Below are 21,563 nucleotides of genomic sequence, written 5' to 3' on the forward strand. Positions count from 1 at the left end.
TTCTCGACGGCCACCACAAACTGGAGGCCGCGGCCACCGCCGGCCGCCCGGTGCGACTCCTCTCGCTGCTGGCCCTGGGGGAGGGCCTGGCCACCGCGGAGGACTGCGCCCGGCTGCCCGAACTGCGTCGCCGACCCCGCTCGGTCCGGACGCCCGCCGTCGGCGCCTGATCCCTGCACCGAGGAGGGGTGCCGAGTCCCGGCCGACCCGTCTGCATACCCCTCCCGTCGGATTGCATAAACGTGCAGCACAACGTATAGTCATGCCATCGATGAGGAGGGTTCCATGGCGGTACGTGCGGCAGTGGCCGGAGCGAGTGGATACGCGGGTGGCGAACTCCTGCGGCTGCTCCTGGCCCACCCCGGGGTCGAGATCGGTGCCCTGACGGGCAACTCCAACGCCGGTCAGAAACTCGGCGCGCTCCAACCGCATCTGCTGCCGCTGGCCGACCGGGTCCTGGAGGAAACTACCCCCGAAGTCCTCGCCGGACACGAGGTGGTTTTCCTCGCCCTGCCGCACGGCCAGTCCGCCGCCGTCGCCGAGCGGCTCGGCCCGGACGTCCTCGTCGTCGACATGGGTGCCGACTTCCGGCTGAAGGACGCGGCCGACTGGGAGAAGTTCTACGGCTCCGCACACGCCGGCACCTGGCCCTACGGCCTTCCCGAACTGCCGGGCGCCCGCGCCGCGTTGGAGGGGTCCAAGCGCATCGCGGTGCCCGGTTGCTATCCCACCGCCGCCTCTCTCGCGCTCTTCCCGGCCTACGCCGCCGGGCTCGCCGAGAACGAGGCCGTGATCGTCGCCGCCTCCGGGACCTCCGGTGCCGGCAAGGCGCCCAAGGCTCATCTCCTGGGCTCCGAGGTCATGGGCTCCATGTCGCCGTACGGCGTCGGCGGCGGCCACCGGCACACCCCCGAGATCATCCAGAACCTGGGCGAGGCGGCCGGCGAGCCCGTCACCGTCTCCTTCACGCCCACCCTCGCGCCGATGCCCCGCGGCATCCTCGCCACGTGCAGCGCCAAGGCGCGGGACGGGGTCACCGCCGAGTCGCTCCGCGCCGTCTACGAGAAGGCCTTCGCCGACGAGCCCTTCGTGTACCTCCTCCCCGAGGGGCAGTGGCCGGCGACGGCGTCCGTCTACGGTTCCAACGCCGTTCAGGTGCAGGTCGCGTACGACGAGGCCGCGGGACGGATCATCGCGATCAGCGCCATCGACAACCTGACCAAGGGCACCGCGGGCGGTGCCGTCCAGAGCATGAACCTCGCCCTCGGACTCGACGAGACCACCGGGCTTTCTACGATCGGAGTCGCGCCGTGAGTGTGACGGCAGCACAGGGATTCACGGCCGCGGGCATCGCCGCCGGGATCAAGGAGAACGGCAACCCGGACCTGGCCCTCGTGGTCAACAACGGGCCCCGCCTCGCCGCCGCGGGCGTCTTCACCTCCAACCGCGTCAAAGCCGCGCCGGTGCTGTGGTCAGAGCAGGTGCTCAAGGGCGGCCAGGTCTCCGCCGTGATCCTCAACTCCGGTGGCGCCAACGCCTGTACGGGGCCGAAGGGCTTCCAGGACACCCACGCCACCGCCGAGAAGGTCGCCGACACCCTCGGTCTGAACGCGGCCGAGGTCGCCGTCGCCTCCACCGGGCTCATCGGGCTGCTGCTGCCGATGGACAAGCTGCTCCCGGGAGTCGAGACCGCCGCCGGTCAACTCTCCGAGCACGGCGGCGAGAAGGCCGCCATCGCCATCAAGACCACGGACTCCGTCCACAAGACCGCCGTCGTGACCACCAAGGACGGCTGGACCGTCGGCGGTATGGCCAAGGGTGCCGGCATGCTCGCCCCCGGCCTCGCCACCATGCTCGTCGTCCTCACCACCGACGCCGACGTCGAAAGTGACGTACTGGACGCGGCACTTCGGGCAGCCACCCGCACCACCTTCGACCGGGTCGATTCCGACGGCTGCATGTCCACCAACGACACCGTGCTGCTGCTCGCCTCCGGCGCCTCCCAAGTCACCCCGGGATACGAGGAGTTCGCGGAGGCCGTCCGTGCCGTCTGTGACGACCTCGGGCAGCAGCTGATCCGGGACGCCGAGGGCGCCAGCAAGGACATCAAAATCGAGATCGTCAACGCCGCGAGCGAGGACGACGCCGTCGAGGTGGGCCGTTCCATCGCCCGCAACAACCTCCTCAAGTGCGCGATCCACGGCGAAGACCCCAACTGGGGACGGGTGTTGTCCGCGATCGGCACGACGAAGGCCGCCTTCGAGCCGGACCGGCTCAACGTCGCCATCAACGGCGTCTGGGTCTGCAAGAACGGCGGCGTCGGCGAGGACCGCGACAAGGTCGACATGCGCTACCGCGAGGTGCACATCGTCGCCGACCTGGCAGCCGGGTCCGAGACCGCGACGATCTGGACCAACGACCTCACCGCCGACTACGTCCACGAGAACAGCGCGTACTCGTCATGAGCACTACTCGCAAGCACACCGCGCTGCCCAAGGCTCAGATCCTCATCGAGGCGCTGCCCTGGCTGACCCGGCACAACGGCAAGACCGTCGTCATCAAGTTCGGCGGCAACGCCATGATCGACGAGGACCTGAAGGCCGCCTTCGCCCAGGACGTCGTGTTCCTGCACCACGCGGGCCTCAAGCCCGTCGTCGTGCACGGCGGCGGCCCGCAGATCAGCGCCGCCCTCGACCGGCACGGCATCGTCAGCGAGTTCAAGGCCGGCCTGCGCGTTACCACCGAGGACGCCATGGACGTCGTACGGATGGTGCTCGCCGGGCAGGTGCAGCGCGAGCTGGTCGGGCTGCTCAACCAACACGGGCCGCTCGCCGTCGGGTTGACCGGCGAGGACGCGCACACCATCACCGCCACCAAGCATCTGCCCGAGATCGACGGGGAGTTGGTCGACATCGGGCGGGTGGGCGAGATCACCGCGATCGACACCGGCGCGATCGAGGCACTGCTCGCCGACGGCCGTATCCCGGTCGTCTCGTCGATCGCGAGGAGCGAGGACGACGGACATGTCTACAACGTCAATGCTGATACGGCGGCTGCGGCACTCGCTGCTGCTCTGGGGGCCGAGACCCTCATGGTCCTCACGGACGTCGAGGGTCTCTACGAGGACTGGCCCAACAGCGACGAGGTGATCAGCCGCCTCACCGCCTCCCAACTGGAGAAACTGCTCCCGGAGTTGAGCTCCGGGATGGTGCCCAAGATGGAGGGCTGTCTGCACGCCGTCCGCAACGGCGTCACCACCGCGCGCGTCATCGACGGCCGGGTCCAGCACTCGATCCTGCTGGAGATCTTCACCGACGAGGGCATCGGCACGATGGTCGTGCCCGACCGGAAGCCCGACGAGAACCAGGGGGACGCCGTATGACCGCCAATGAGGAGCTGACCCAGCGGTGGCAGGGGGCGCTCATGAACAACTACGGCACCCCCAAGCTCCCCCTCGTGCGTGGCGCGGGCGCCAAGCTCTGGGACGCGGAAGGCAACGAGTACACCGACTTCGTCGGCGGTATCGCGGTCAACGCGCTCGGTCACGCCCACCCGGCGATCGTCGAGGCGGTCAGCAAGCAGATCGCCCAACTCGGCCATGTCTCCAACCTGTTCATCGCCGAACCGCCCGTCGCCCTCGCCGAACGGCTCCTTGAGCGCTTCGGCCGGGACGGCAAGGTGTTCTTCTGCAACTCGGGCGCCGAGGCCAACGAAGGCGCCTTCAAGATCGGCCGGTTGACGGGCCGTCAGCACATGGTTGCCACCCAAGGCGCCTTCCACGGCCGGACGATGGGCTCCCTCGCCCTCACCGGCCAGCCCGGCAAGCAGGAGCCGTTCCTGCCGCTGCCCGGCGATGTCACGCACGTCCCGTACGGCGACGCGCAGGCGCTCGCCGCCGCCGTCACCGACGAGACCGCGCTCGTCATCATCGAGCCCATCCAGGGCGAGAACGGCGTCGTCGTACCGCCCGCCGGATACCTGAAGGCGGCCCGCGCCATCACCGCCGCGCACGGCGCGCTGCTGGTCCTCGACGAGGTGCAGACCGGGGTCGGCCGGACCGGGCACTGGTTCGAGTACCAGGCCCACGAAGGCGTGCTCCCCGATGTGGTGACCCTCGCGAAGGGGCTCGGCGGCGGACTGCCGCTCGGTGCCACCGTCGCCTTCGGACGCGCCGCCGATCTGCTCCAGCCGGGCCAGCACGGCACGACGTTCGGCGGCAACCCGGTCGCCTGCGCCGCCGGTCTCGCCGTACTCGACACGATCGAGGCCGAGGGCCTGCTCGACAACGTGAAGCGGCAGAGCGAGAAGCTGCGGGACGGGATCGAGGGCGCCGACGGCGGTTCTCGTCACCCGTTGATCGATTATGTCCGGGGTGCGGGCCTGCTCCTGGGTATCGTGCTCACCGAGCCGCTCGCGCCCCAGGTGCAACAGGCGGCTCAGGACGCCGGTTTCCTGGTCAACGCGCCCGCTCCCGATGTCGTACGGCTGATGCCGCCGCTGAACCTCGGCGACGACGAAGTGGACGCGTTCCTCCGGGCGTTGCCCGGTGTCCTGGACGTGGCCAAGGGGGACGGATGATCCGGAGAATGAGTCGACGATGAGTCAGGCGCAGGAGCACGAGCAGCCCGTGGGGCCGGCCGTGCCGCAGACCCGCACCGCCCGCCACCGCCGGATCGTGGACATCCTCAACCGGCAACCGGTGCGCTCCCAGAGCCAGTTGGCGAAGCTGCTGTCCGACGACGGGCTGAGCGTCACCCAGGCGACGCTCTCCCGGGACCTGGACGAGCTGAACGCGGTGAAGATCCGCAACAACGACGGCGACCTCATCTACGCGGTTCCGAGCGAGGGCGGCTTCCGCACCCCGCGCGTGCCGCTGGGGGAGTCGGCGAAGGAGGAGCGGATGCGGCGGCTCTCCGCCGAGCTGCTGATCTCCGCGGAGGCCTCCGCCAACCTCGTGGTTCTGCGCACCCCGCCGGGCGCCGCCCAGTTCCTCGCCTCGGCGATCGACCAGGCGGAACTTCAGGACATCCTCGGCACCATCGCCGGCGACGACACGCTCCTGCTGATCAGCAGGGACCCGCTCGGCGGACAGGCCCTCGCGGACCATCTGCTGCGGCTGGCGCAGAACGACCACTGACGTACCCGTACGACCGACGAGTTACGAGTCACTGGCGTACCCGTACGACCTACGGGCTACGAGTCGGGGGCGCACCGGAGAGTTCCGGTGCGCCCCCGACTCGCATGGGGGATCCCTACCCGAGGCGGCTCGCCAGCCCGCCCGTGCAGCGGACTTCGTCGCCTGCCGTGATGAGCAGGGCTTCCACGTCCGGGAGTGATTCGAGCCAGGCCAGGCCCTCCCGTGAGCCCATCGCGAACGCGGCCGTGGCCCAGCAGTCGGCCCAGGTGAGGCGGGGTGCCACGACGGTGACGGCGACCAGGTCGGTCACCGCGGACTTGCCGGTGGACGGGTCCACGATGTGCGCCCCGCGCTCCGCCGTACCGGATGTGGCGACCGCCAGTTCGTCGGTGCCCGCCGCCGAGATCACGGCCGCGAGACCGCCGGGACGGAGGGGATCGGAGACGCCGACCCGCCAGGGCCGGTGCGGTCCCGGGGTGCCGAACATCTGGACGTCGCCGCCGCCGTTCACGCTGACCCCGCTCACCCCGGCCGCCGTCGCGATCAGCTCGGCGGCCCGCTCGGCCGCCCAGCCCTTCACGATGCCGGTCGGGTCGAGGCGGCCCTCGTAGTTCGTGCTGAACCAGCCGGAACTGACCCGCTCCGCCTCGGCGCCCAGCTCCAGCACCTCGGCGACCTCGGCGTCGCACTCCGCCACGGTCAGCTCGCCGCGGGCCAGCCGGGACACCTGACTGTCGTCGCGGTAGGTGCTGAACACCTCGTTGACGCGGTGCAGTTGGGCGACCGCCTGCTCCAGTGCGGCCTGGACGGCCTCGGGCTCCCCGCCGCGGATGTCGAAGGAGAACACCGTCCCCATGACCTCCTCGGCGTGCCGCAGCGCGGCGGGCGCCTCCGCGGGATCGGTCACCGTGTCAGCCACCGGCCTTGTCCAGCGCCGACTGCAGGGACTGCTTGTAACCGCCGCTCGTGTACGTGGCACTCGACACCGAGTCGATGTTCGCGTTCCCGGCGGCTACGGCCTCCTGGTTGAGCTTGGGGATCGCCAGCGCTGTCTTCTGGTCGCTGGTCCCGCCGCTCGGGGCCTGTACCGCCTCGGCCTTGGTGATCTTGCCGTTGGCGACCGTGATCCGGACCTGGACCGGTCCGTACATGGTCGTCGCGACATTGCCGGTGACCGTCTTGGCCTGCGCGGCGGGCGCCGCGGCGGCCGAACTCTGCGACGGGGCGGCCGTGTTGGCACCGGCGGCCTTCATCTTGTCGATGGCCGACTGGAGGGACTTCTTGTAGCCGCCGCTGGTGTACGTCGCCCCGGTCACGGAGGTGATGTCCGCGCTCTGCGTGGCGACCACCTCCTGGTTCAGCTTGGGGACGGACAGGGCGGTCTTCTGGTCGCTGGTGCCGCCGTGCGGCGCCTGGACGGCCTCGGCCTTGGTGATCTTGCCGTTGGCGACCGTCAGGCGCACCTGGACGACCCCGTACTCGGTCTGGGTGGCGGCGCCGGTGACCGTCGAGGTCCCGGCCGCCGCGGCACCGCCCTGGGGCGACTCCTGCGCGGCGGCGGCCCCCTGGGCCGCACCCTGCGCGGACGCCGAGGAGGAGTCGGTCGCCGGCTTCAGGGAGAGCAGCAGAACGATCCCGGACACGGTGGCGGCGCTCGCGAGCAGAACACGCCGGATGGGGTGGCTCTTCTTCATTGCTCCTGACTCCCGTCGCTCACATCTCGAACGACTCGTGATGGATGCGGCGGGCGGGGACCCCCGCGCCGCGCAGTGCTTCGTAGACCGACTGCGCGAAGCCGGGCGGCCCGCACATGAAGACGTCGTGGTTGTCGATGTCGGGCAGCTTCCGGCGCAGCGAGTCCGCAGAGATGTCGGGGCGCTCGCCGTCGGGGCTGTTGACCGCGTACATCAGACGGGCGCCGCGCTCGTCGGCGATTTTCGCCAACTCGTCCCACAGCGCCAGGTCCTGAGTGGTGTTGGCCCGGTAGAGCAGCGTGATGTCACCGGCCGCGCCGGGCAGCGTCTCGAACAGCGCCCGCATCGGGGTGATGCCGACACCGCCCGCGACCAGCAGCACCTTGCCCCGGGTGCGCCGCTGCGAGGTCATCGCGCCGTACGGACCCTCGGCCCACACCTTCATGCCGGGGCGCAGTTCGCGCAGCCGGGTGCTGTGGTCGCCGATGGCCTTGACCGTGATCCGCAGCATGTTCGGGCGGGGCGCGGCCGACAGCGAGTACGGGTGCGAGCTGAAGCGCATCCCCGGCGCGAGGAACCGCCACCGGAAGAACTGCCCGGCCTCCGCGCCCATCCGGTGCAGCTTCCGCCCGCCGATCAGCACGGACACGATGCCCGGCGTCTCCTCGATGACCGCCTCGACGTACATGCGGTGGCGCAGGTTGAGCCGGATCGGGGTGAGGATCCGGTACCAGACGACCAGCGCGGTGACCGTGCCGTAGAGCCCGTACCAGACGGTCTTGGCGAGTGGGGTCAGCGCGAAGTCGTTGCCGGTGGTGATCTGGTGCCAGAAGGTGAGGAACACCGCGCCGTACGTCAGCAGGTGCACGTGGTACCAGGTGTCGTAGGGGATCCTGCGGCGGACGGCGCCGATCGAGGACAGGCCGATGAGCACGAACAGGCCCGTGCCGATGGCGGCCTTGCCCATGTCGGGCAGCTGGTTCACCGAGTCGATGGTCTGCTGGACGATGTCGCTCAGCGTCTTGCCCGCCTGGAGGGCGTAGCCCCACATGATGAGGAAGACGTGCGCGAACACCAGGCAGAGCGTGTACCGGCCGCTCATCGCGTGCCAGCGGGCGACCCGGTCGGAGCCGACCCTCCGCTCCAGGGCGGGCACGCGGGCCATCTGGAGCACGACGAGTGCCATCAGATAACCGGCCAACAGGCCGGTGATACGGCCCGCGTTGAGGATCTTGCCGTTCTGGTCGGCGATGGACGGCGTGTTGTGCCACCACAGCCACAGCACTCCGGCGGCGCCCGCCCAGACGGCGAGCAGCAGCAGGGTCGCTGGGGAGCGGCGCGGGCGGATGCGGCGCATCGTCTGTCGGCGGGCGGCACGTCCGCCTGCGAGCGTGGTGGTCACGGTTCCTCCGTGGACGGGGCACAAGGGGGGTGGCGTGGCCCCTTGGCCCTGAAGTACGTGCCGTGGAGGCTGTGCGTTCAGAGTCCCGCGGAGTCCAGTGCGGACTGGAGTGACTGGCGGTAACCGTCGCTTGTGTAGGTGGCTCCCGACACCGTGTCGATCTTCGCGCTCTGCGCGGCCAGCGCCTCGCTCTTCAACTGGGGCAGGGCATAGGAGTTGATCTCCTGGTCGCGCGGATTGTCCGACGGCGACTGGACCGCGGTGACATCGGTGATCTTGCCGTTCGTCACGGTGATCTTCACCTGGACGGGGCCCCACCGGGTCTGCACGGTGTCGCCGGTGACGGTCTTCGTCCCGGCGACGGCCTTGCCGCTCGCGCTCCCGGACGGAGCGGGCGACGAGACGACCTGGGGCGCCGAGGCCACCTCGGGCACCGTGTGCGGCTTCAGCGCCAGCAGCATGACCAGGCCGGACGCGGTCACGGCGCTCGCCAGCACGATGCGCCGCAGCGGCCGGTTCTGCTTCAACGGATGCACGACGACCTCACAGCTCGAACGACTCGTGGTGGATACGGCGGTCCGGCACACCGGCGGCGCGCAGTGCGCCGTACAGCTCCTGGGCGAAGGCGTGCGGACCGCAGATGTACACGTCGTGCCCGGCGAGATCGGGCACGGCCTCGCGCAGCGCCGCCGCGCCGAGCACGGGCCGCTGCCCCTGCGGCCCGTTGAGGGCGTACAGCACCTTCGCCCCGCGCCACCGCGCGATCGCCTCCAACTCCCCGCCCAGCGCCAGGTCTTCGGCCGAACGCGCCCGGTACAGCAGCGTCACCTCGCCCGGCAGCGTCTCGAACAGCGCCCGCAGCGGGGTGATCCCGACCCCGGCCGCGATCAGCAACGACCGCTGCCCGGTGCGCCGTTCGGCGGTCATCGAGCCGTACGGCCCCTCCGCCCACACCCGCGCGCCCGGCCGCAGCAGCGGTACGGCCGCGCTGTGGTCGCCGAGCGCCTTCACCGTGATCCGCAGCAGGTCCCCGCGCGGCGGCGCCGACAGCGAGTACGGCGTCGACGTCCAGCCCATGCCCTCGCCGAAGAACCGCCAGCGGAAGAACTGCCCGGCCTCGGCGCCCATCTCGTCGACCCGGTGCCCCCGTACGACGACGGAGTACACACCCGGCGCCTCCCGGTGTACGGACTCGACCCGCAGCCGGTGCCGCAGGTTGAACCGCACCGGGGCGAGGACCCGGTACCAGAGGACCAGCGCCGCGACGCCCAGGTACAGCGCGTACCAGGCGGCCGTGGCCCCGGCGTGGCCGTTGAACTCGTTGCCCAGGGACAGCTGGTGGAAGAAGGCGAGGAAGACCGCGAGGTACGTGACCAGGTGGACGTAGTACCAGAACTCGTAGCTGAGCCTGCGGCGCGCGGCGCGGGCCGAGGTGATCCCGACCGCGAAGAGGATCAGCCCACCGATGGTGCCCTTGAGCATGTCCGGGTAGTCGAAGACGACCGTGACCGTCTCGTGCACGATCGAGGCATGGTCCTGCGCGGCGTACCCGAGCAGGATCAGCACGACGTGCACGACCAGCAGACAGATCGTGTAGCGGCCCGCCATCGCGTGCCAGCGCGCCACCCGGTCCGAGCCGATCCGCCGCTCCAGCAGCGGCACCCGGGCCATCAGACCGACGAGCACGGCACAGGCGTATCCGCACAGCAGCCCGGCGAGCCGCCCGGCCCCGGTCAGCCAGCCGGCGGCCCCGACCACGGAGCCGGTGTCCGCCCACCAGAGGGCGACGGAGGCCGCCGCGCCGGCCCAGAGCAGAGCCAGCAGCGGACCCGCGGGCGAGCGCCGGGGAACGGGTGCGACGGGCGGCGCCTTCCGCTGCTCGTACACGGTGGTCATGTGTGCGTCCTTTCACCTGTCCTCCACGCAACTGTGCGGGCACAACCTCTGAGGGATCTCTGAGCGGACGCGGTTCTCAGAGTTCTCAGAGGAAACTCAGAGGCCCTCAACGGCGGCCGGCGAGGCCGTGAGGGGCGATGCTGGTAAGTGCCATGAACACGACCCGCTCCGGCCGACCGGCCCTCACCCGCCCCGACGGCACTCCCGTCCGCGTCCTCGTCGTCGACGACGACCCCGACCTGGCCGAGGTGCTCTCCGGTGCCCTGCGCTACGAGGGCTGGGAGGTCCGCACGGCGGGCGACGGAGCCGCCGCGCTCACCGAGGCGCGCGACCTGCGGCCGGACGCCGTTGTCCTCGACGTGATGCTCCCGGACACCGACGGCTTCGCCGTACTGCGCTCCCTGCACGAGGTGAAGCCCGACGTCTGCGTGCTCTTCCTCACCGCCCGGGACACCGTCGAGGACCGCATCGCCGGTATCACGGCGGGCGGCGACGACTACGTCACGAAACCCTTCAGCCTGGAGGAGGTCGTCGCCCGGCTGCGCGGACTGCTGCGCCGCGCCGGCATGGCCCGCCAGGCGGAGGAGGGCCCCCGGATCACCGTCGGGGATCTGGTCATGGACGAGGAGGCCCGCGAGGTCAGCCGGGCCGGCCGCATCGTAGAGCTGTCACCCACCGAGTTCGAACTGCTCCGCTTCCTCATGCGCAACCCGCGCCGCGTCCTCAGCAAGGCCCAGATCCTCGACCGCGTCTGGTCCTACGACTTCGGCGGTCAGGCCCATGTCGTCGAGCTGTACATCTCCTACCTGCGCAAGAAGGTGGACGCCGGCCGCCAGCCCATGATCCACACCGTGCGCGGCGCCGGATACGTTCTCAAGCCGGTCCTCTGATGACCAGGGCACTGCGGGCCGTCGCACGCAGGCTGCGGAGCCTGCCCCGGCCGCACACCCTGCGGGCGCGCCTGACGGCGGGCCTGGTGGTCCTGCTCGCGGTCAGCTGCGCGGCCGTCGGAGTGGCCGCGGTCGTCGAACTGGACGGCTTCCTCACCGGCCGCCTCGACCAGCAGCTCACCGAGGTCGGTACCCAGTTCCCCGCCAGCCTGGAGCACAAGGGCCAGACGCTCACCGACCACGACGCCGACGACCGGGAACGCGGCGACACCCGCCGACAGGCACCGCACACCTTCGGCGCCCGCCTGGTCAACGGCATCGTCACCAACTCGGGGGTCGTGCCCGCGGACAAGGACGACACCACGACCGACCTGAAGGTGGCGCTGACCGCGAGGGACCGCAGGGAACTCGCGGCGGTGCCGGTAGGGGGCACGGCCCGCACGATCCATCTCTCGTCCCTCGGCAAGTACCGCGTCCTCGCCGCAAAGGGCCGGGACGGCGACGTGATGATCACCGGGCTCCCGCTGGAGTCGGTGGAGGCCGCCGTCCACCGGCTGGAGGCGGTCGCCGCGATCGTCTTCGGCGCCGCCCTCCTGATCACCGGCTTCGCGGGCGCGCTCTGGGTGCGCTGGTCGCTGCGGCCGCTCAGCCGGGTCGCCGCCACCGCCACCCGGGTCAGCGAACTCCCGCTGGCCAGCGGCGAGGTGGCTCTCCCGCCCCGGGCGCCCGAATCGGACCCGCGCAGCGAGGTGGGCCAGGTCGCCGGCGCCTTCAACCGCATGCTCGGCCATGTCGAGGACGCGCTCACCCACCGGCACGCCAGCGAGGAACGCCTGCGCAGCTTCGCGGCCGACGCCAGCCACGAACTGCGCACCCCGGTCGCGTCGATCCGGGGCCACGCCGAGTTGGCCCTCCTCCACCCGGACCCCGTCCCGCCCAAGGTGACCCGGGCCCTGGAACGCATCGAGGCCGAGTCCGCGCGCATGGGCGTGATGGTCGACGAGATGCTCCTCCTCGCCCGCCTCGACGCGGGCCGCCCCCTCGAACGCCGTCCCGTCGACCTCACCCGCCTGGTCCTCGACGCCATCGCCGACGCCCGGGCCGCGGGTCCCGACCACCGCTGGGCCCTCCAACTCCCCGAGGAACCGGTCACCGTCACCGGCGACGCCCACCGCCTCCAACAGGTGTTGGCCAACTTGTTGGCCAACGCGCGTTTGCACACACCTGTTGGCACGAAGGTGACGGTGTCGGTGGAGACGAGCGCCGAGGCGACTTCCCTGGTGGTCCACGACGACGGCCCGGGCGTCCCGCCGGAGGTCCAGCCGGGCGTCTTCGAACGCTTCACGAGGGCGGACCGCAGACGGACGGAGGGCAGAGGCGGGGGAGCGGGCCTGGGCCTGTCGATCGTGGCGGCGGTGACGGAGGCGCATGGGGGGAGCGTGGGGTTGGAGAGCTGCCCAGGCTCAACAACGTTCACGGTGAAACTCCCGTCCAGGGGGGTTGCTTAGAGGCGCGGGGAACTGCGCGCCCAGCCACAACCGGCCGGCACCCGCCGTACAACCGAAACCTGAACGGCGCTCTCGCGAATCAGTACTTGGTGATGGCCGTAGCCCCACTCACCGTCCCAATGGCGATATGCGGCGCCCGCCCAGGATCGACCCACCTCAAAATCCTCCGCATCGCATCCACCGACACGGACACACAACCGGCGGTAGCCCCACGCCCGTTGACATGCAGAAAGATCCCGGCCCCACGCCCCTTCACGGGCTTGGCGTAGTTGTACCCGATGACAACCCCGTACGAGTACTGCGTCGCATAAGAGATCAACCGCTCCGACTCGGACGCCCGACAGTCACGGGCAAGCGGCTCACTCCACCGGTTGTAGACGCGAGACCGGGTGTCCTCACACCACCAAGAACTCCCGTTCACCCGCCGGTACTTGACCCGGGTCCCACCCGGCGCACCCTTGATCCCGAAGGCGTACGGCAGGTCGTACAACCCGGTGGGAGTCGTGTACGACCCCTGCTTGCGAGCCCGCCCCTCGACGAGCCCCTTCGCCCCGAACCGGGCGACGGCGGAACTGACCTTCATCCACTTCCCGCCCCGCCGCCGTTCCCACCAACTGAGCGTCCCTGACGTGGAGTTGGCGTGCGGAGCCTGAGCGAGGAGCAGCTGACTCCCACCCCCGGTGTCCGCGAGCGACAGGGGCGACGGCTCCACCGCCCGGGCGGGAACCGCACCGAGCAGGAGCAGAAGGGAGGTGAGGGCGACGACACCGGGACGCATGCCTCAGACGCTAGAGCGCGCACCCGGTGACGGCACCTCAGATGGGCCGAACAGGCAACGCGCCGCACCGCTGCGGACATCACCGTGGCCGCCCCGGCCGGCGTTCATCGGGGCGGCCACGGCTGCCTGTCACGTCACTTGGTGAGCGTGCAGGCGGCCAGGGAGTCCAGTCCGGTCGGCTTGGTGCCCTGGCGCCCGATGGCGATCGCGATGCGGTCGATGGTGGAGACGCGCTTGTCCTCCAGCGGGCCGAGGATGGCGTTCTGGACGAAGTTGGCGCCGCCCTGTCCGACGGTGTCGACGAGTCGCTTGTTGGCCTCGGCGATCTGCGTGTCGAGGAGGGCGAGGTTGCGGTCTACCTCGGCCTGCGCCGACGCCGGAACCGCCGGCAGCTGCGACTTCACGTCCGGGCAGGAGATGGTCCCGACCGCACTCGACCCGGCGGCGGTGTCGTCCGTCCCCCCGGCCGCCTGTGTGGCGGCGGCCGTCGCGCTCGGGGTGGCGGTCGCGGTGTCCGTCGCACCGGTCGACCCCGTAGCGCCCGTAGCACCGGCCGCGTTGAGCGTGCAGGTGGCCAGGGAGTCGAGTCCGGTCGGCTTGGTGCCCTGGCGTCCGATGGCGATGGCGATGCGGTCGATGGTGGAGACGCGCTTGTCCTTCAAGGGGCCGAGGATGGCGTTCTGGACGAAGTTGGCGCCGCCCTGTCCGACGGTGTCGACGAGTCGCTTGTTGGCCTCGGCGATCTGCGTGTCGAGCAGGGTGAGGTTGCGGTCTACCTCGGCCTGCGCGGTCGCCGGCACGGCGGGGAGCTGCGACTTCACGTCGGGGCAGGTGATCGTCCCGGGGTCGGACAGCGTCCGGGCGCTCTGCGTGGTGCTGCTCTTGTCCGGCGTCCCGGCAAGAGCGGTGCCGGCGATGACAGCACCGGTGAGGGCCACGGCGGCGGCACCGCCGATGAACACGACGCGACGCTTGTTGTACTTGGGGAGAGCCCTGGACATGCGAATGCCTCACTCGGGTCAGGGGTGAACTGGGGGTGACTCGTGGGGGGAAACGCGGCGCCTGCGTTCGGCGAGAGGTACGGGTAAGCGGTTGCTGGTGTTCAAGGTTGTTCAAGGGTCTTTCAAATTGACGAATCATGCAGAGCTCTGCATAATCATGCATGCGGCACAATGCAGGGACACCACAGCAGGAACCCACGGAACGACGACCCTCGGTCCACGGCCTTTGAGGAGCAGCGCAAGTGAGCAGCAACAGCGGTGACGTACGGCTCTGGGGCGGTCGTTTCGCCGACGGTCCCGCCGAGGCCCTGGCGAAGCTGTCCGCGTCCGTCCACTTCGACTGGCGGCTCGCGCCCTACGACATCGCCGGTTCCCGCGCCCACGCACGCGTGCTGCACAAGGCGAACCTCCTCGACGACGACGAGCTGACCCGCATGCTCGCGGGCCTCGACCAACTGGCGGCGAACGTGGCCGATGGCACCCTGGTCGGCACGATCGCCGACGAGGACGTCCATACGGCCCTGGAACGCGGGCTGTTGGAGATCCTCGGCCCCGACCTCGGCGGCAAACTCCGCGCCGGCCGCTCGCGCAACGACCAGGTCGCCACCCTCTTCCGCATGTACCTGCGGGACCACGCCCGGACGATCGGCGGCCTGATCGCCGAACTCCAGGACGCGCTGATCGGCCTCGCGGAGGCCCACCCCGACGTGGCGATGCCCGGCCGCACCCACCTCCAGCACGCCCAGCCGGTCCTGTTCGCCCACCACGTCCTGGCCCACGTCCAGCCCCTCTCCCGGGACGCGGAGCGGCTGCGCCAGTGGGACGAGCGCACTGCGGTGTCCCCGTACGGCTCGGGCGCGCTGGCCGGTTCCTCCCTGGGCCTGGACCCGGAGTCGGTGGCGAAGGACCTCGGCTTCGAGCACGGCTCGGTCGCGAACTCGATCGACGGCACGGCCTCCCGTGACTTCGTCGCGGAGTTCGCCTTCATCACCGCGATGATCGGCGTGAACCTCTCCCGGATTGCCGAGGAGATCATCATCTGGAACACGAAGGAGTTCTCCTTCGTGACCCTGCACGACGCGTTCTCCACGGGCTCGTCGATCATGCCGCAGAAGAAGAACCCCGACATCGCGGAGCTGGCGCGCGGCAAGTCCGGCCGCCTGATCGGCAACCTGACGGGCCTGATGGCCACGCTCAAGGCGCTCCCGCTCGCCTACAACCGGGACCTCCAGGAGGACAAGGAGCCGGTCTTCGACTCCATCGACCAACTCGAGGTCCTGCTCCCGGCGTTCACCGGCATGATGGCCACCCTGACCATCCACCGCGAGCGTATGGAGGAACTGGCCCCGGCCGGCTTCTCCCTCGCCACCGACATCGCCGAGTGGCTGGTCAGGCAGGGCGTCCCGTTCCGGGTGGCGCACGAGGTCGCCGGCGAGTGCGTCAAGGTCGCGGAGTCCGAGGACATCGAACTGAGCGACCTCACTGACGAACAGTTCGCGAAGATCTCCGCCCACCTCACCCCCGAGGTCCGCACGGTCCTCGACGTCCCCGGCGCCCTGGCCTCCCGCAACGCCCGAGGCGGCACGGCCCCGAGCGCGGTGGCGATCCAACTGGCCGAGGTGAAGCGGGACTTGGCGGTACAGCAGGAGTGGGTGACTGCCAAAGACAAGCGGTAGGGGCAGGTTTTCAGGGGCGCGGGGAACTGCGCGACCAGCCCCCACGCACCCGCACCCGCCAAACAACCGTACAAACCAAATCCTGAGGCGAACGGCATCCCGAGTTACGTTGTCGGCATGCCCTTCGCCCGCCTCACCACCGCCACCACCCCCACCGCCCACCTCGGACTGGGCCTCGCCGCAGTAGGCCGCCCCGGCTACATCAACCTCGGCCGCGACGAAGACCTCGGAGAGACCCGCACCGTAGAAACCCTCCGAGCCCGCACCCACGAACTCCTGGACGCCGCCTACGCGCAGGGCGTCCGCTACTTCGACGCGGCCCGCTCCTACGGCCGCTCGGAGGAGTTCCTCGCCGCGTGGCTGACCGCCCACCCCGACCTCGACGACATCGTGGTCGGCAGCAAATGGGGCTACACCTACACCGCCGACTGGACCACCGACGCCGAGAAGCACGAGGTCAAGGACCACGGCGTCCGGACCTACGACCGTCAGCGCCGCGAAACCGCCGAACTGCTGGGCGACCGCCTCGACCTGTACCAGATCCACTCGGTGACCCCCGACAGCCCGGCCCTCAGCGACAAGGAACTCCACGCGAAACTGGCCGAGTTGGCGGCGACGGGCGTGACCGTCGGCTTCTCGACGAGCGGCCCGGCCCAGGCGGACGCCATCCGCGCCGCCCTCGCCGTGACGGTCGACGGCGAACCTCTCTTCCGCACGGTCCAGTCGACGTACAACGCCCTGGAGACTTCGGCCGGCCCCGCCCTCGCAGAGGCCCACGACGCCGGACTCGCGGTGATCGTCAAGGAGGGCATGGCCAACGGCCGGCTCGCGGGACCGTACGCGCCGGACGCCCTGAAGGCCGTGGCGGAAGAGACGTCCATGGGTGCCGACGCGATCGCCCTGGCCCTGATCCTGCGCGAGCCGTGGGCAGGCGTGGCCCTGTCCGGCGCCGCGACGGTCGCCCAGCTCGCCTCCAACCTGCACGCGGCGGTCGTGGACCTGGACGACGATCAGCTCGCCCGCCTCGCCGCACTCACCGAGGACCCGCACACGTACTGGGAGAAGCGCGGGCAGCTCCCCTGGCACTGAGCGAACCGGACGACCGACCCCGTCCGTGAGGCAGCCACGCCCACCGTGAGACATGAATGTCTCATGTGGGTTATGGTTGTCTCATGGCTCTCGACCGCGACGACGTACTCCGCGCTGCCGCCGCCCTGCTGACCCGCAAGTCCACCGCGACGATGGACGAGGTCGCCAAGGCGGCCGGGATCAGCCGGGCCACCCTGCACCGCCAGTTCGCGGGGCGCGACGCCCTCGTACGGGCGCTGGAGGCGCTCGGCATCGCCGAGTGCGAGGCGGCCCTGGACGCGGCGCGGCTGGACGAGGGCCGTGCCGAGGACGCCGTACGGCGGCTCGTCCGTGAGGCCGAACCGGCCGCCGGTCTGCTCGCCTTCCTCTACACCGAGAACCAGCTGTTCGAGGGCGAGGAGCAGCACGCCGGCTGGGCCAGGATCGACGACCGGATCACCGCCCTGTTCCGGCGCGGCCAGCAGAGCGGTGAGTTCCGTATCGATCTCACGCCCGCCTGGCTCACCGAGGCGCTGTTCGGCCTGCTGGCCTCCGCGGTGTGGCTGGTGCAGAGCGGCAAGGGCGCCCCGAAGGACTTCACGCACATGACCGTCGAGCTGCTGCTCGGCGGCGCACTACGCAGAGACACGACACGGAGAGAGGAATCATGACCAGCACCCTGCAGCCGGCGGCTGTGACGGAGACGGAGAAGCGCCCGGGCCGTTGGCTCGCGCTCTCCGTCCTCGTGCTCGCCGTGCTGCTGGTGGCCGTGGACGCGACCGTCCTGGGCCTGGCAACCCCCTACATCAGCGAGGACTTGAAGCCGTCGGGCACACAACTCCTCTGGATCGGCGACGTCTACTCCTTCGTCATCGCGGGCCTGCTCGTGTCGATGGGCAGCCTCGGCGACCGAATAGGCCGCAAGCGCATCCTGCTCGTCGGGGCCACCGCCTTCGGCGCGATCTCGGTCCTCAACGCCTATGCCACGACACCGGAGTTGATGATCCTGGCCCGGGCGCTGCTCGGTGTCGCGGGCGCGACCCTGATGCCCGCCACCCTCGCCCTGATCCGAAACCTCTTCCACGACCCGCGCGAACGCAGCCTCGCGGTCGGCATCTGGGGCGCAACGGCCTCCGCCGGTACGGCAGTCGGTCCGGTCGCCGGCGGCTTCCTGCTCGAACACTTCTGGTGGGGCTCGGTGTTCCTCATCAACCTGCCGGTGATGGCGGTCCTTGTCCTGGTCGGCATCAAGATGCTCCCGGAGTCGAAGAACCCCGACCCGGGGCCCTGGGACATGATCAGCGTCGTACTGTCCCTGGTGGGTGTGATCGGTGTCGTCTACGCGGTCAAGGAGGCCGCGACCCACGGCTTCGAGTGGCCCGCACTCGCGGTGGGCGCACTGGGCGCGGCGGCCCTGTACTGGTTCGTCCGCCGCCAACTCACGCTACCCGCACCGCTGTTGGACATGCGCCTGTTCCGCAACCGGGGCTTCAGCGCGGCCGTCCTGGCCGACCTGCTGACCATCCTCGGCCTGTCCGGACTGGTGTTCTTCCTCTCCCAGTACCTGCAACTGGTCCAGGGCAGGGGCCCGTTCGAGGCGGGCCTGGCCGAAATCCCCGCCGCGGTGGGCGCGGTGGCGGCCGGCCTGATCGCCGGCCGGACGGCCCGCCGTTTCTCGGTCCGCGCGGTGGTGGCGGGCGGCCTCGCGGCCGTCGGCCTGGCACTCGCCGTCCTGACGACCCTCGACCAGTCGACCGGCTACCCGCTCCTCGGCGCCGCCCTGCTGGTGGTCGGCGTAGGCGCCAGCTTCTCCTTCACGGTGACGGCCGACGTCATCCTCTCCTCCGTACCGAAGGAACAGGCGGGCGCCGCATCAGCGGTCTCGGAAACGGCCTACGAACTCGGCGCGGCCCTCGGCATCGCGGTCCTGGGCTCGATCGTGACGGGTGTCTACCGGGGCTTCGGATCTCCGGCGGGCACACCGAGCGCCGCCCACGAGTCGTTGGGCGGCGCGGTGGAAGCGGCGGGCGCCATGCCGACCCAGGCGGCCCAGAAAATGCTGACGTCGGCGAGAGAGGCTTTCGTCAACGGCCTCAGCGTGGCGTCGGCGGTAGGCGCAACGGTCTTGCTGCTAACGGCAGTTGCGGCATGGTTCATGCTTCGAAACCAACGGCTGGAGAGCGCCCCGTAAGGGGCGCGGGGCTGTGTCGATTTGCGGCTCCGCCGCGCGGGCGCGACCAGCCCCCACTCACCCGCACTCAAAAACGAACCTCTACGCGGCTTTCGCCTTAGTCGCGTACATGTCCACGTACTCCTGCCCCGACAACCGCATGACCTCAGCCATCACGGAGTCCGTCACGGCCCGCAGCACATACCGATCCCGGTCCATCCCCTCGTACCGGGAGAACTCCATCGCCTCACCGAACCGAACGGTGACCCGCCCAGGGCGGGGAATCCCCGCACCCCCGGGCTGCAACTTGTCCGTACCGATCATCGCGAACGGAACAACCGGCGCGCCCGTCATCATCGTGAGCCGGGCGATGCCGGTGCGGCCCCGGTACAGCCGCCCGTCGGGCGACCGCGTGCCCTCGGGGTAGATCCCGAAGACCTTGCCCTCCTCCAGCACACGCCGCCCGGTCATCAGCGCGGCGACGCCGCCATTGGCACCGTCCCGGTCGACCGGGATCATGCCGACGCCGGTGAAGAACCAGGCCATGAGGCGGCCCTTGAACCCCTTGCCGGTGACGTACTCGTCCTTGCCGATGAAGAACACCTGCCGGTCGCAGACCAGCGGAAGGATCATCGAGTCGATGAACGTGAGGTGGTTGCCGGCCAGGATCACCGGGCCGTCACCGGGGATGTGCTCCGCGCCCTCCACACGTGTGCGGAACATCAGGCGCATGATCGGTCCGAGCACTGCCTTGATGAGCACGAAGCGGGACAACGGGCCCTCCGGTGTCAAGGGGTCGATATAAAACTGTGCAGGTGAGGACGATACTCGCGGTGCGACGCGTATTGCACATCGGGTTCACCGAGGTCTTACGCAGTGTTGACGCACGTTTACCTGCGGTGTCGCTCCGGAGTCGCCCCGTAACCGGGCCGCCATGTTGTGACTCATCTCGCGTTCCTTGCTGAGGCCGTGTCAAACCTGTCCGTCCGTGCGACATCCAGCGTCACACCCGTGTTCCGGCCGGGGTCTCCCGTTCGTCATGTACGCGCACCTACGATCGGCGCGCACCGACGGGGCGACGCCAGGAGGTTTCATGGACACGCAGGGAACGCAGGGGCCGAACGAGCGGGCAGGCGGAACGGGACGACGGGCACTCCTCGGTGCGGCCGTGCTCGGTGCGGGAGTGGCCGCACTGGGACCGGCGGGCACGGCGAGAGCCGCCGAGGCCTCGACGGCCCGTCACGGCGGTGGTCTCAAGGACCTGCCCAAGCCGGCCATCGTCGGGCACCGGGGCACCAGCGGCTACCGTCCGGAGCACACCTTCGGTTCGTACAACCTGGCCCTCGACCTGGGTGCCGACATCGTCGAGGCGGGTGACCTGGTCCCCACCAAGGACGGTCACCTGGTCTGCCGGCACGAGCCGGAGATCGGCGGCACGACGAACGTCGCCGACCACCCCGAGTTCGCGAGCCGCAAGACCACCAAGCTGCTCGACGGTGTCTCCACGACCGGCTGGTTCACCGAGGACTTCACGCTCGCCGAGCTGAAGACCCTGCGCGCGATCGAGCGCATTCCGGCCAACCGCCCGCACAACACGCTCTACAACGGCCGCTGGGAGATCCCGACCTTCGAGGAGGTCCTCAAGTGGCAGGACGAGCAGACCCGTAAGCGCGGCAAGCAGGTCTGGATCTACCCCGAGATGAAGCACCCCACCTACTTCCGCAAGCGCGGCTTCGACATGGAGAAGCTGCTCTCCTCGGCCCTGCGCAAGCACGGCAAGGACAAGCGGAACTCGCCGGTCCTCATCCAGTCCTTCGAGCCGACCAGCATCCAGAAGATCAGCAAGCTGGTGCGCAACAACCTCGTCGTGCTGCTGTCCGGCACGGGCACCCGCCCCTTCGACTTCGTCGACCTGGGCGACCCGCGCACGGTCGACGACCTGGTCACCCCCAAGGGCCTCGCCGAGATCGCGACGTACGCGCAGGGCCTGGGCCCGACGCTCGACCTGATCATCACGAAGAACGCCGACGGCAGCCTGAACAAGGAGACCACCCTGGTCGCCGACGCGCACAAGGTCGGCCTGATCCTGCACCCCTACACCATGCGCAACGAGAACCCCTTCCTGCCGCTGGAGTACCGCAAGGGCACCGCCGTCGACGCCTACGGCGACGCGTTCGGCGCCTTCAAGCGCTACTTCGCCACCGGCATCGACGGTGTCTTCACCGACAACGCCGACACCGGCCTGCTGGCCCGCGCGGACTTCGTCAACGGCTGAGCCCCGCGCCCCGTTGGAGTGACAGACGGCCGCCCCGGCAACCTTGTGCCGGGGCGGCCACGTCGTGC

20 protein-coding genes are annotated in these 21,563 nt (G+C 70.1%); 12 read left to right on the top strand and 8 right to left on the bottom strand.

Features of this window, described 5'->3' with window-relative positions; genetic code table 11:
* Positions 1-285: 285 nt before the first annotated feature.
* From argC to ACQHII_RS38465, 5 genes are read left to right on the top strand one after another with little or no spacing between them, the layout of a single operon-like run.
* Entirely contained in the window at positions 286-1,314 is a 1,029-nt protein-coding gene (argC, locus tag ACQHII_RS38445; RefSeq protein WP_427923581.1) for an N-acetyl-gamma-glutamyl-phosphate reductase, read from the top strand.
* The gene (argJ, locus tag ACQHII_RS38450; RefSeq protein WP_427923582.1) at positions 1,311-2,465 is read left to right on the top strand and encodes a bifunctional glutamate N-acetyltransferase/amino-acid acetyltransferase ArgJ; all 1,155 of its coding nucleotides are present in this window, start codon (positions 1,311-1,313) and stop codon (positions 2,463-2,465) included. Before argC ends, argJ begins: the two co-directional genes overlap by 4 nt.
* Positions 2,462-3,382, top strand: a complete 921-nt coding sequence (gene argB, locus ACQHII_RS38455; RefSeq protein ID WP_427923583.1) for an acetylglutamate kinase — start codon at positions 2,462-2,464, stop codon at positions 3,380-3,382. The genes argJ and argB overlap by 4 nt, the downstream gene beginning before the upstream one ends.
* Positions 3,379-4,578 (top strand): acetylornithine transaminase, encoded by a 1,200-nt coding sequence (locus tag ACQHII_RS38460; RefSeq protein ID WP_427923584.1) that lies wholly within the window; start codon positions 3,379-3,381, stop codon positions 4,576-4,578. The genes argB and ACQHII_RS38460 overlap by 4 nt, the downstream gene beginning before the upstream one ends.
* 19 nt (positions 4,579-4,597) lie before the next feature.
* On the top strand, positions 4,598-5,137 hold the full coding sequence (locus tag ACQHII_RS38465) for an arginine repressor (RefSeq protein WP_427923585.1): 540 nt from the start codon (positions 4,598-4,600) through the stop codon (positions 5,135-5,137).
* Between the two features lie 115 nt (positions 5,138-5,252).
* Here the strand turns inward: ACQHII_RS38465 and ACQHII_RS38470 are convergent, their stop codons facing one another.
* The 5 genes from ACQHII_RS38470 to ACQHII_RS38490 form a co-directional block, all read right to left on the bottom strand.
* On the bottom strand, positions 5,253-6,056 hold the full coding sequence (locus tag ACQHII_RS38470; RefSeq protein ID WP_427923586.1) for an FAD:protein FMN transferase: 804 nt from the start codon (positions 6,054-6,056) through the stop codon (positions 5,253-5,255).
* Positions 6,049-6,831, bottom strand: a complete 783-nt coding sequence (locus tag ACQHII_RS38475; RefSeq protein WP_427923587.1) for an FMN-binding protein — start codon at positions 6,829-6,831, stop codon at positions 6,049-6,051. Before ACQHII_RS38475 ends, ACQHII_RS38470 begins: the two co-directional genes overlap by 8 nt.
* A 19-nt stretch (positions 6,832-6,850) precedes the next feature.
* Positions 6,851-8,233 carry a ferredoxin reductase family protein gene (locus ACQHII_RS38480; protein WP_427923588.1) on the bottom strand — a complete coding sequence of 461 codons (1,383 nt, stop codon included), beginning with the start codon at positions 8,231-8,233 and terminating at the stop codon, positions 6,851-6,853.
* A gap of 77 nt (positions 8,234-8,310) precedes the next feature.
* Positions 8,311-8,769 (bottom strand): FMN-binding protein, encoded by a 459-nt coding sequence (locus tag ACQHII_RS38485; RefSeq protein WP_427923589.1) that lies wholly within the window; start codon positions 8,767-8,769, stop codon positions 8,311-8,313.
* 7 nt (positions 8,770-8,776) lie between these two features.
* On the bottom strand, positions 8,777-10,129 hold the full coding sequence (locus ACQHII_RS38490) for a ferredoxin reductase family protein (RefSeq protein ID WP_427923590.1): 1,353 nt from the start codon (positions 10,127-10,129) through the stop codon (positions 8,777-8,779).
* Positions 10,130-10,281: 152 nt separating this feature from the next.
* On the opposite strand from ACQHII_RS38490, the gene ACQHII_RS38495 reads away from it, so the two are divergent.
* Positions 10,282-11,019, top strand: a complete 738-nt coding sequence (locus ACQHII_RS38495; protein ID WP_427923591.1) for a response regulator transcription factor — start codon at positions 10,282-10,284, stop codon at positions 11,017-11,019.
* A complete protein-coding gene (locus tag ACQHII_RS38500; protein ID WP_427923592.1) occupies positions 11,019-12,527 on the top strand; it encodes a sensor histidine kinase in 1,509 nt (502 codons plus the stop codon). Before ACQHII_RS38495 ends, ACQHII_RS38500 begins: the two co-directional genes overlap by 1 nt.
* 79 nt (positions 12,528-12,606) lie before the next feature.
* Here ACQHII_RS38500 and ACQHII_RS38505 read toward each other — a convergent pair whose 3' ends face one another.
* Positions 12,607-13,305, bottom strand: a complete 699-nt coding sequence (locus ACQHII_RS38505) for a L,D-transpeptidase family protein (protein WP_427923593.1) — start codon at positions 13,303-13,305, stop codon at positions 12,607-12,609.
* Between the two features lie 134 nt (positions 13,306-13,439).
* Positions 13,440-14,306: a hypothetical protein gene (locus ACQHII_RS38510; RefSeq protein ID WP_427923594.1), complete on the bottom strand. Its 867-nt coding sequence runs from the start codon at positions 14,304-14,306 to the stop codon at positions 13,440-13,442.
* Between the two features lie 242 nt (positions 14,307-14,548).
* On the opposite strand from ACQHII_RS38510, the gene argH reads away from it, so the two are divergent.
* From argH to ACQHII_RS38530, 4 genes are all read left to right on the top strand, one after another.
* Positions 14,549-15,982 carry an argininosuccinate lyase gene (gene argH, locus ACQHII_RS38515; RefSeq protein ID WP_427923595.1) on the top strand — a complete coding sequence of 478 codons (1,434 nt, stop codon included), beginning with the start codon at positions 14,549-14,551 and terminating at the stop codon, positions 15,980-15,982.
* A gap of 117 nt (positions 15,983-16,099) precedes the next feature.
* On the top strand, positions 16,100-17,071 hold the full coding sequence (locus ACQHII_RS38520; protein ID WP_427923596.1) for an aldo/keto reductase: 972 nt from the start codon (positions 16,100-16,102) through the stop codon (positions 17,069-17,071).
* Between the two features lie 83 nt (positions 17,072-17,154).
* On the top strand, positions 17,155-17,721 hold the full coding sequence (locus ACQHII_RS38525; RefSeq protein ID WP_427923597.1) for a TetR/AcrR family transcriptional regulator: 567 nt from the start codon (positions 17,155-17,157) through the stop codon (positions 17,719-17,721).
* On the top strand, positions 17,718-19,241 hold the full coding sequence (locus ACQHII_RS38530; RefSeq protein WP_427923598.1) for an MFS transporter: 1,524 nt from the start codon (positions 17,718-17,720) through the stop codon (positions 19,239-19,241). The genes ACQHII_RS38525 and ACQHII_RS38530 overlap by 4 nt, the downstream gene beginning before the upstream one ends.
* A gap of 81 nt (positions 19,242-19,322) precedes the next feature.
* Here the strand turns inward: ACQHII_RS38530 and ACQHII_RS38535 are convergent, their stop codons facing one another.
* On the bottom strand, positions 19,323-19,994 hold the full coding sequence (locus ACQHII_RS38535; RefSeq protein ID WP_427923599.1) for a lysophospholipid acyltransferase family protein: 672 nt from the start codon (positions 19,992-19,994) through the stop codon (positions 19,323-19,325).
* Between the two features lie 319 nt (positions 19,995-20,313).
* On the opposite strand from ACQHII_RS38535, the gene ACQHII_RS38540 reads away from it, so the two are divergent.
* The gene (locus tag ACQHII_RS38540) at positions 20,314-21,495 is read left to right on the top strand and encodes a glycerophosphodiester phosphodiesterase (protein ID WP_427923600.1); all 1,182 of its coding nucleotides are present in this window, start codon (positions 20,314-20,316) and stop codon (positions 21,493-21,495) included.
* The last annotated feature ends 68 nt before the right edge of the window (positions 21,496-21,563 follow it).

Origin of the sequence: Streptomyces sp. cg40 (assembly GCF_050320165.1) — a bacterium.
GTDB classification, from domain to species: Bacteria; Actinomycetota; Actinomycetes; order Streptomycetales; family Streptomycetaceae; genus Streptomyces; species Streptomyces hokutonensis.

What these genes read in the sequence shown, in the direction of transcription:
- argC (WP_427923581.1), top strand. Translation starts at nt 286, where the DNA reads ATGGCGGTACGTGCGGCAGTGGCCGGAGCGAGTGGATACGCGGGTGGC.
- argB (WP_427923583.1), top strand. Translation starts at nt 2,462, where the DNA reads ATGAGCACTACTCGCAAGCACACCGCGCTGCCCAAGGCTCAGATCCTC.
- ACQHII_RS38490 (WP_427923590.1), bottom strand. Translation starts at nt 10,129, where the DNA reads ATGACCACCGTGTACGAGCAGCGGAAGGCGCCGCCCGTCGCACCCGTT.
- ACQHII_RS38525 (WP_427923597.1), top strand. Translation starts at nt 17,155, where the DNA reads ATGGCTCTCGACCGCGACGACGTACTCCGCGCTGCCGCCGCCCTGCTG.
- ACQHII_RS38495 (WP_427923591.1), top strand. Translation starts at nt 10,282, where the DNA reads ATGAACACGACCCGCTCCGGCCGACCGGCCCTCACCCGCCCCGACGGC.
- ACQHII_RS38465 (WP_427923585.1), top strand. Translation starts at nt 4,598, where the DNA reads ATGAGTCAGGCGCAGGAGCACGAGCAGCCCGTGGGGCCGGCCGTGCCG.
- ACQHII_RS38460 (WP_427923584.1), top strand. Translation starts at nt 3,379, where the DNA reads ATGACCGCCAATGAGGAGCTGACCCAGCGGTGGCAGGGGGCGCTCATG.
- ACQHII_RS38540 (WP_427923600.1), top strand. Translation starts at nt 20,314, where the DNA reads ATGGACACGCAGGGAACGCAGGGGCCGAACGAGCGGGCAGGCGGAACG.
- ACQHII_RS38520 (WP_427923596.1), top strand. Translation starts at nt 16,100, where the DNA reads ATGCCCTTCGCCCGCCTCACCACCGCCACCACCCCCACCGCCCACCTC.
- ACQHII_RS38510 (WP_427923594.1), bottom strand. Translation starts at nt 14,306, where the DNA reads ATGTCCAGGGCTCTCCCCAAGTACAACAAGCGTCGCGTCGTGTTCATC.
- ACQHII_RS38505 (WP_427923593.1), bottom strand. Translation starts at nt 13,305, where the DNA reads ATGCGTCCCGGTGTCGTCGCCCTCACCTCCCTTCTGCTCCTGCTCGGT.
- ACQHII_RS38475 (WP_427923587.1), bottom strand. Translation starts at nt 6,831, where the DNA reads ATGAAGAAGAGCCACCCCATCCGGCGTGTTCTGCTCGCGAGCGCCGCC.
- ACQHII_RS38530 (WP_427923598.1), top strand. Translation starts at nt 17,718, where the DNA reads ATGACCAGCACCCTGCAGCCGGCGGCTGTGACGGAGACGGAGAAGCGC.
- ACQHII_RS38500 (WP_427923592.1), top strand. Translation starts at nt 11,019, where the DNA reads ATGACCAGGGCACTGCGGGCCGTCGCACGCAGGCTGCGGAGCCTGCCC.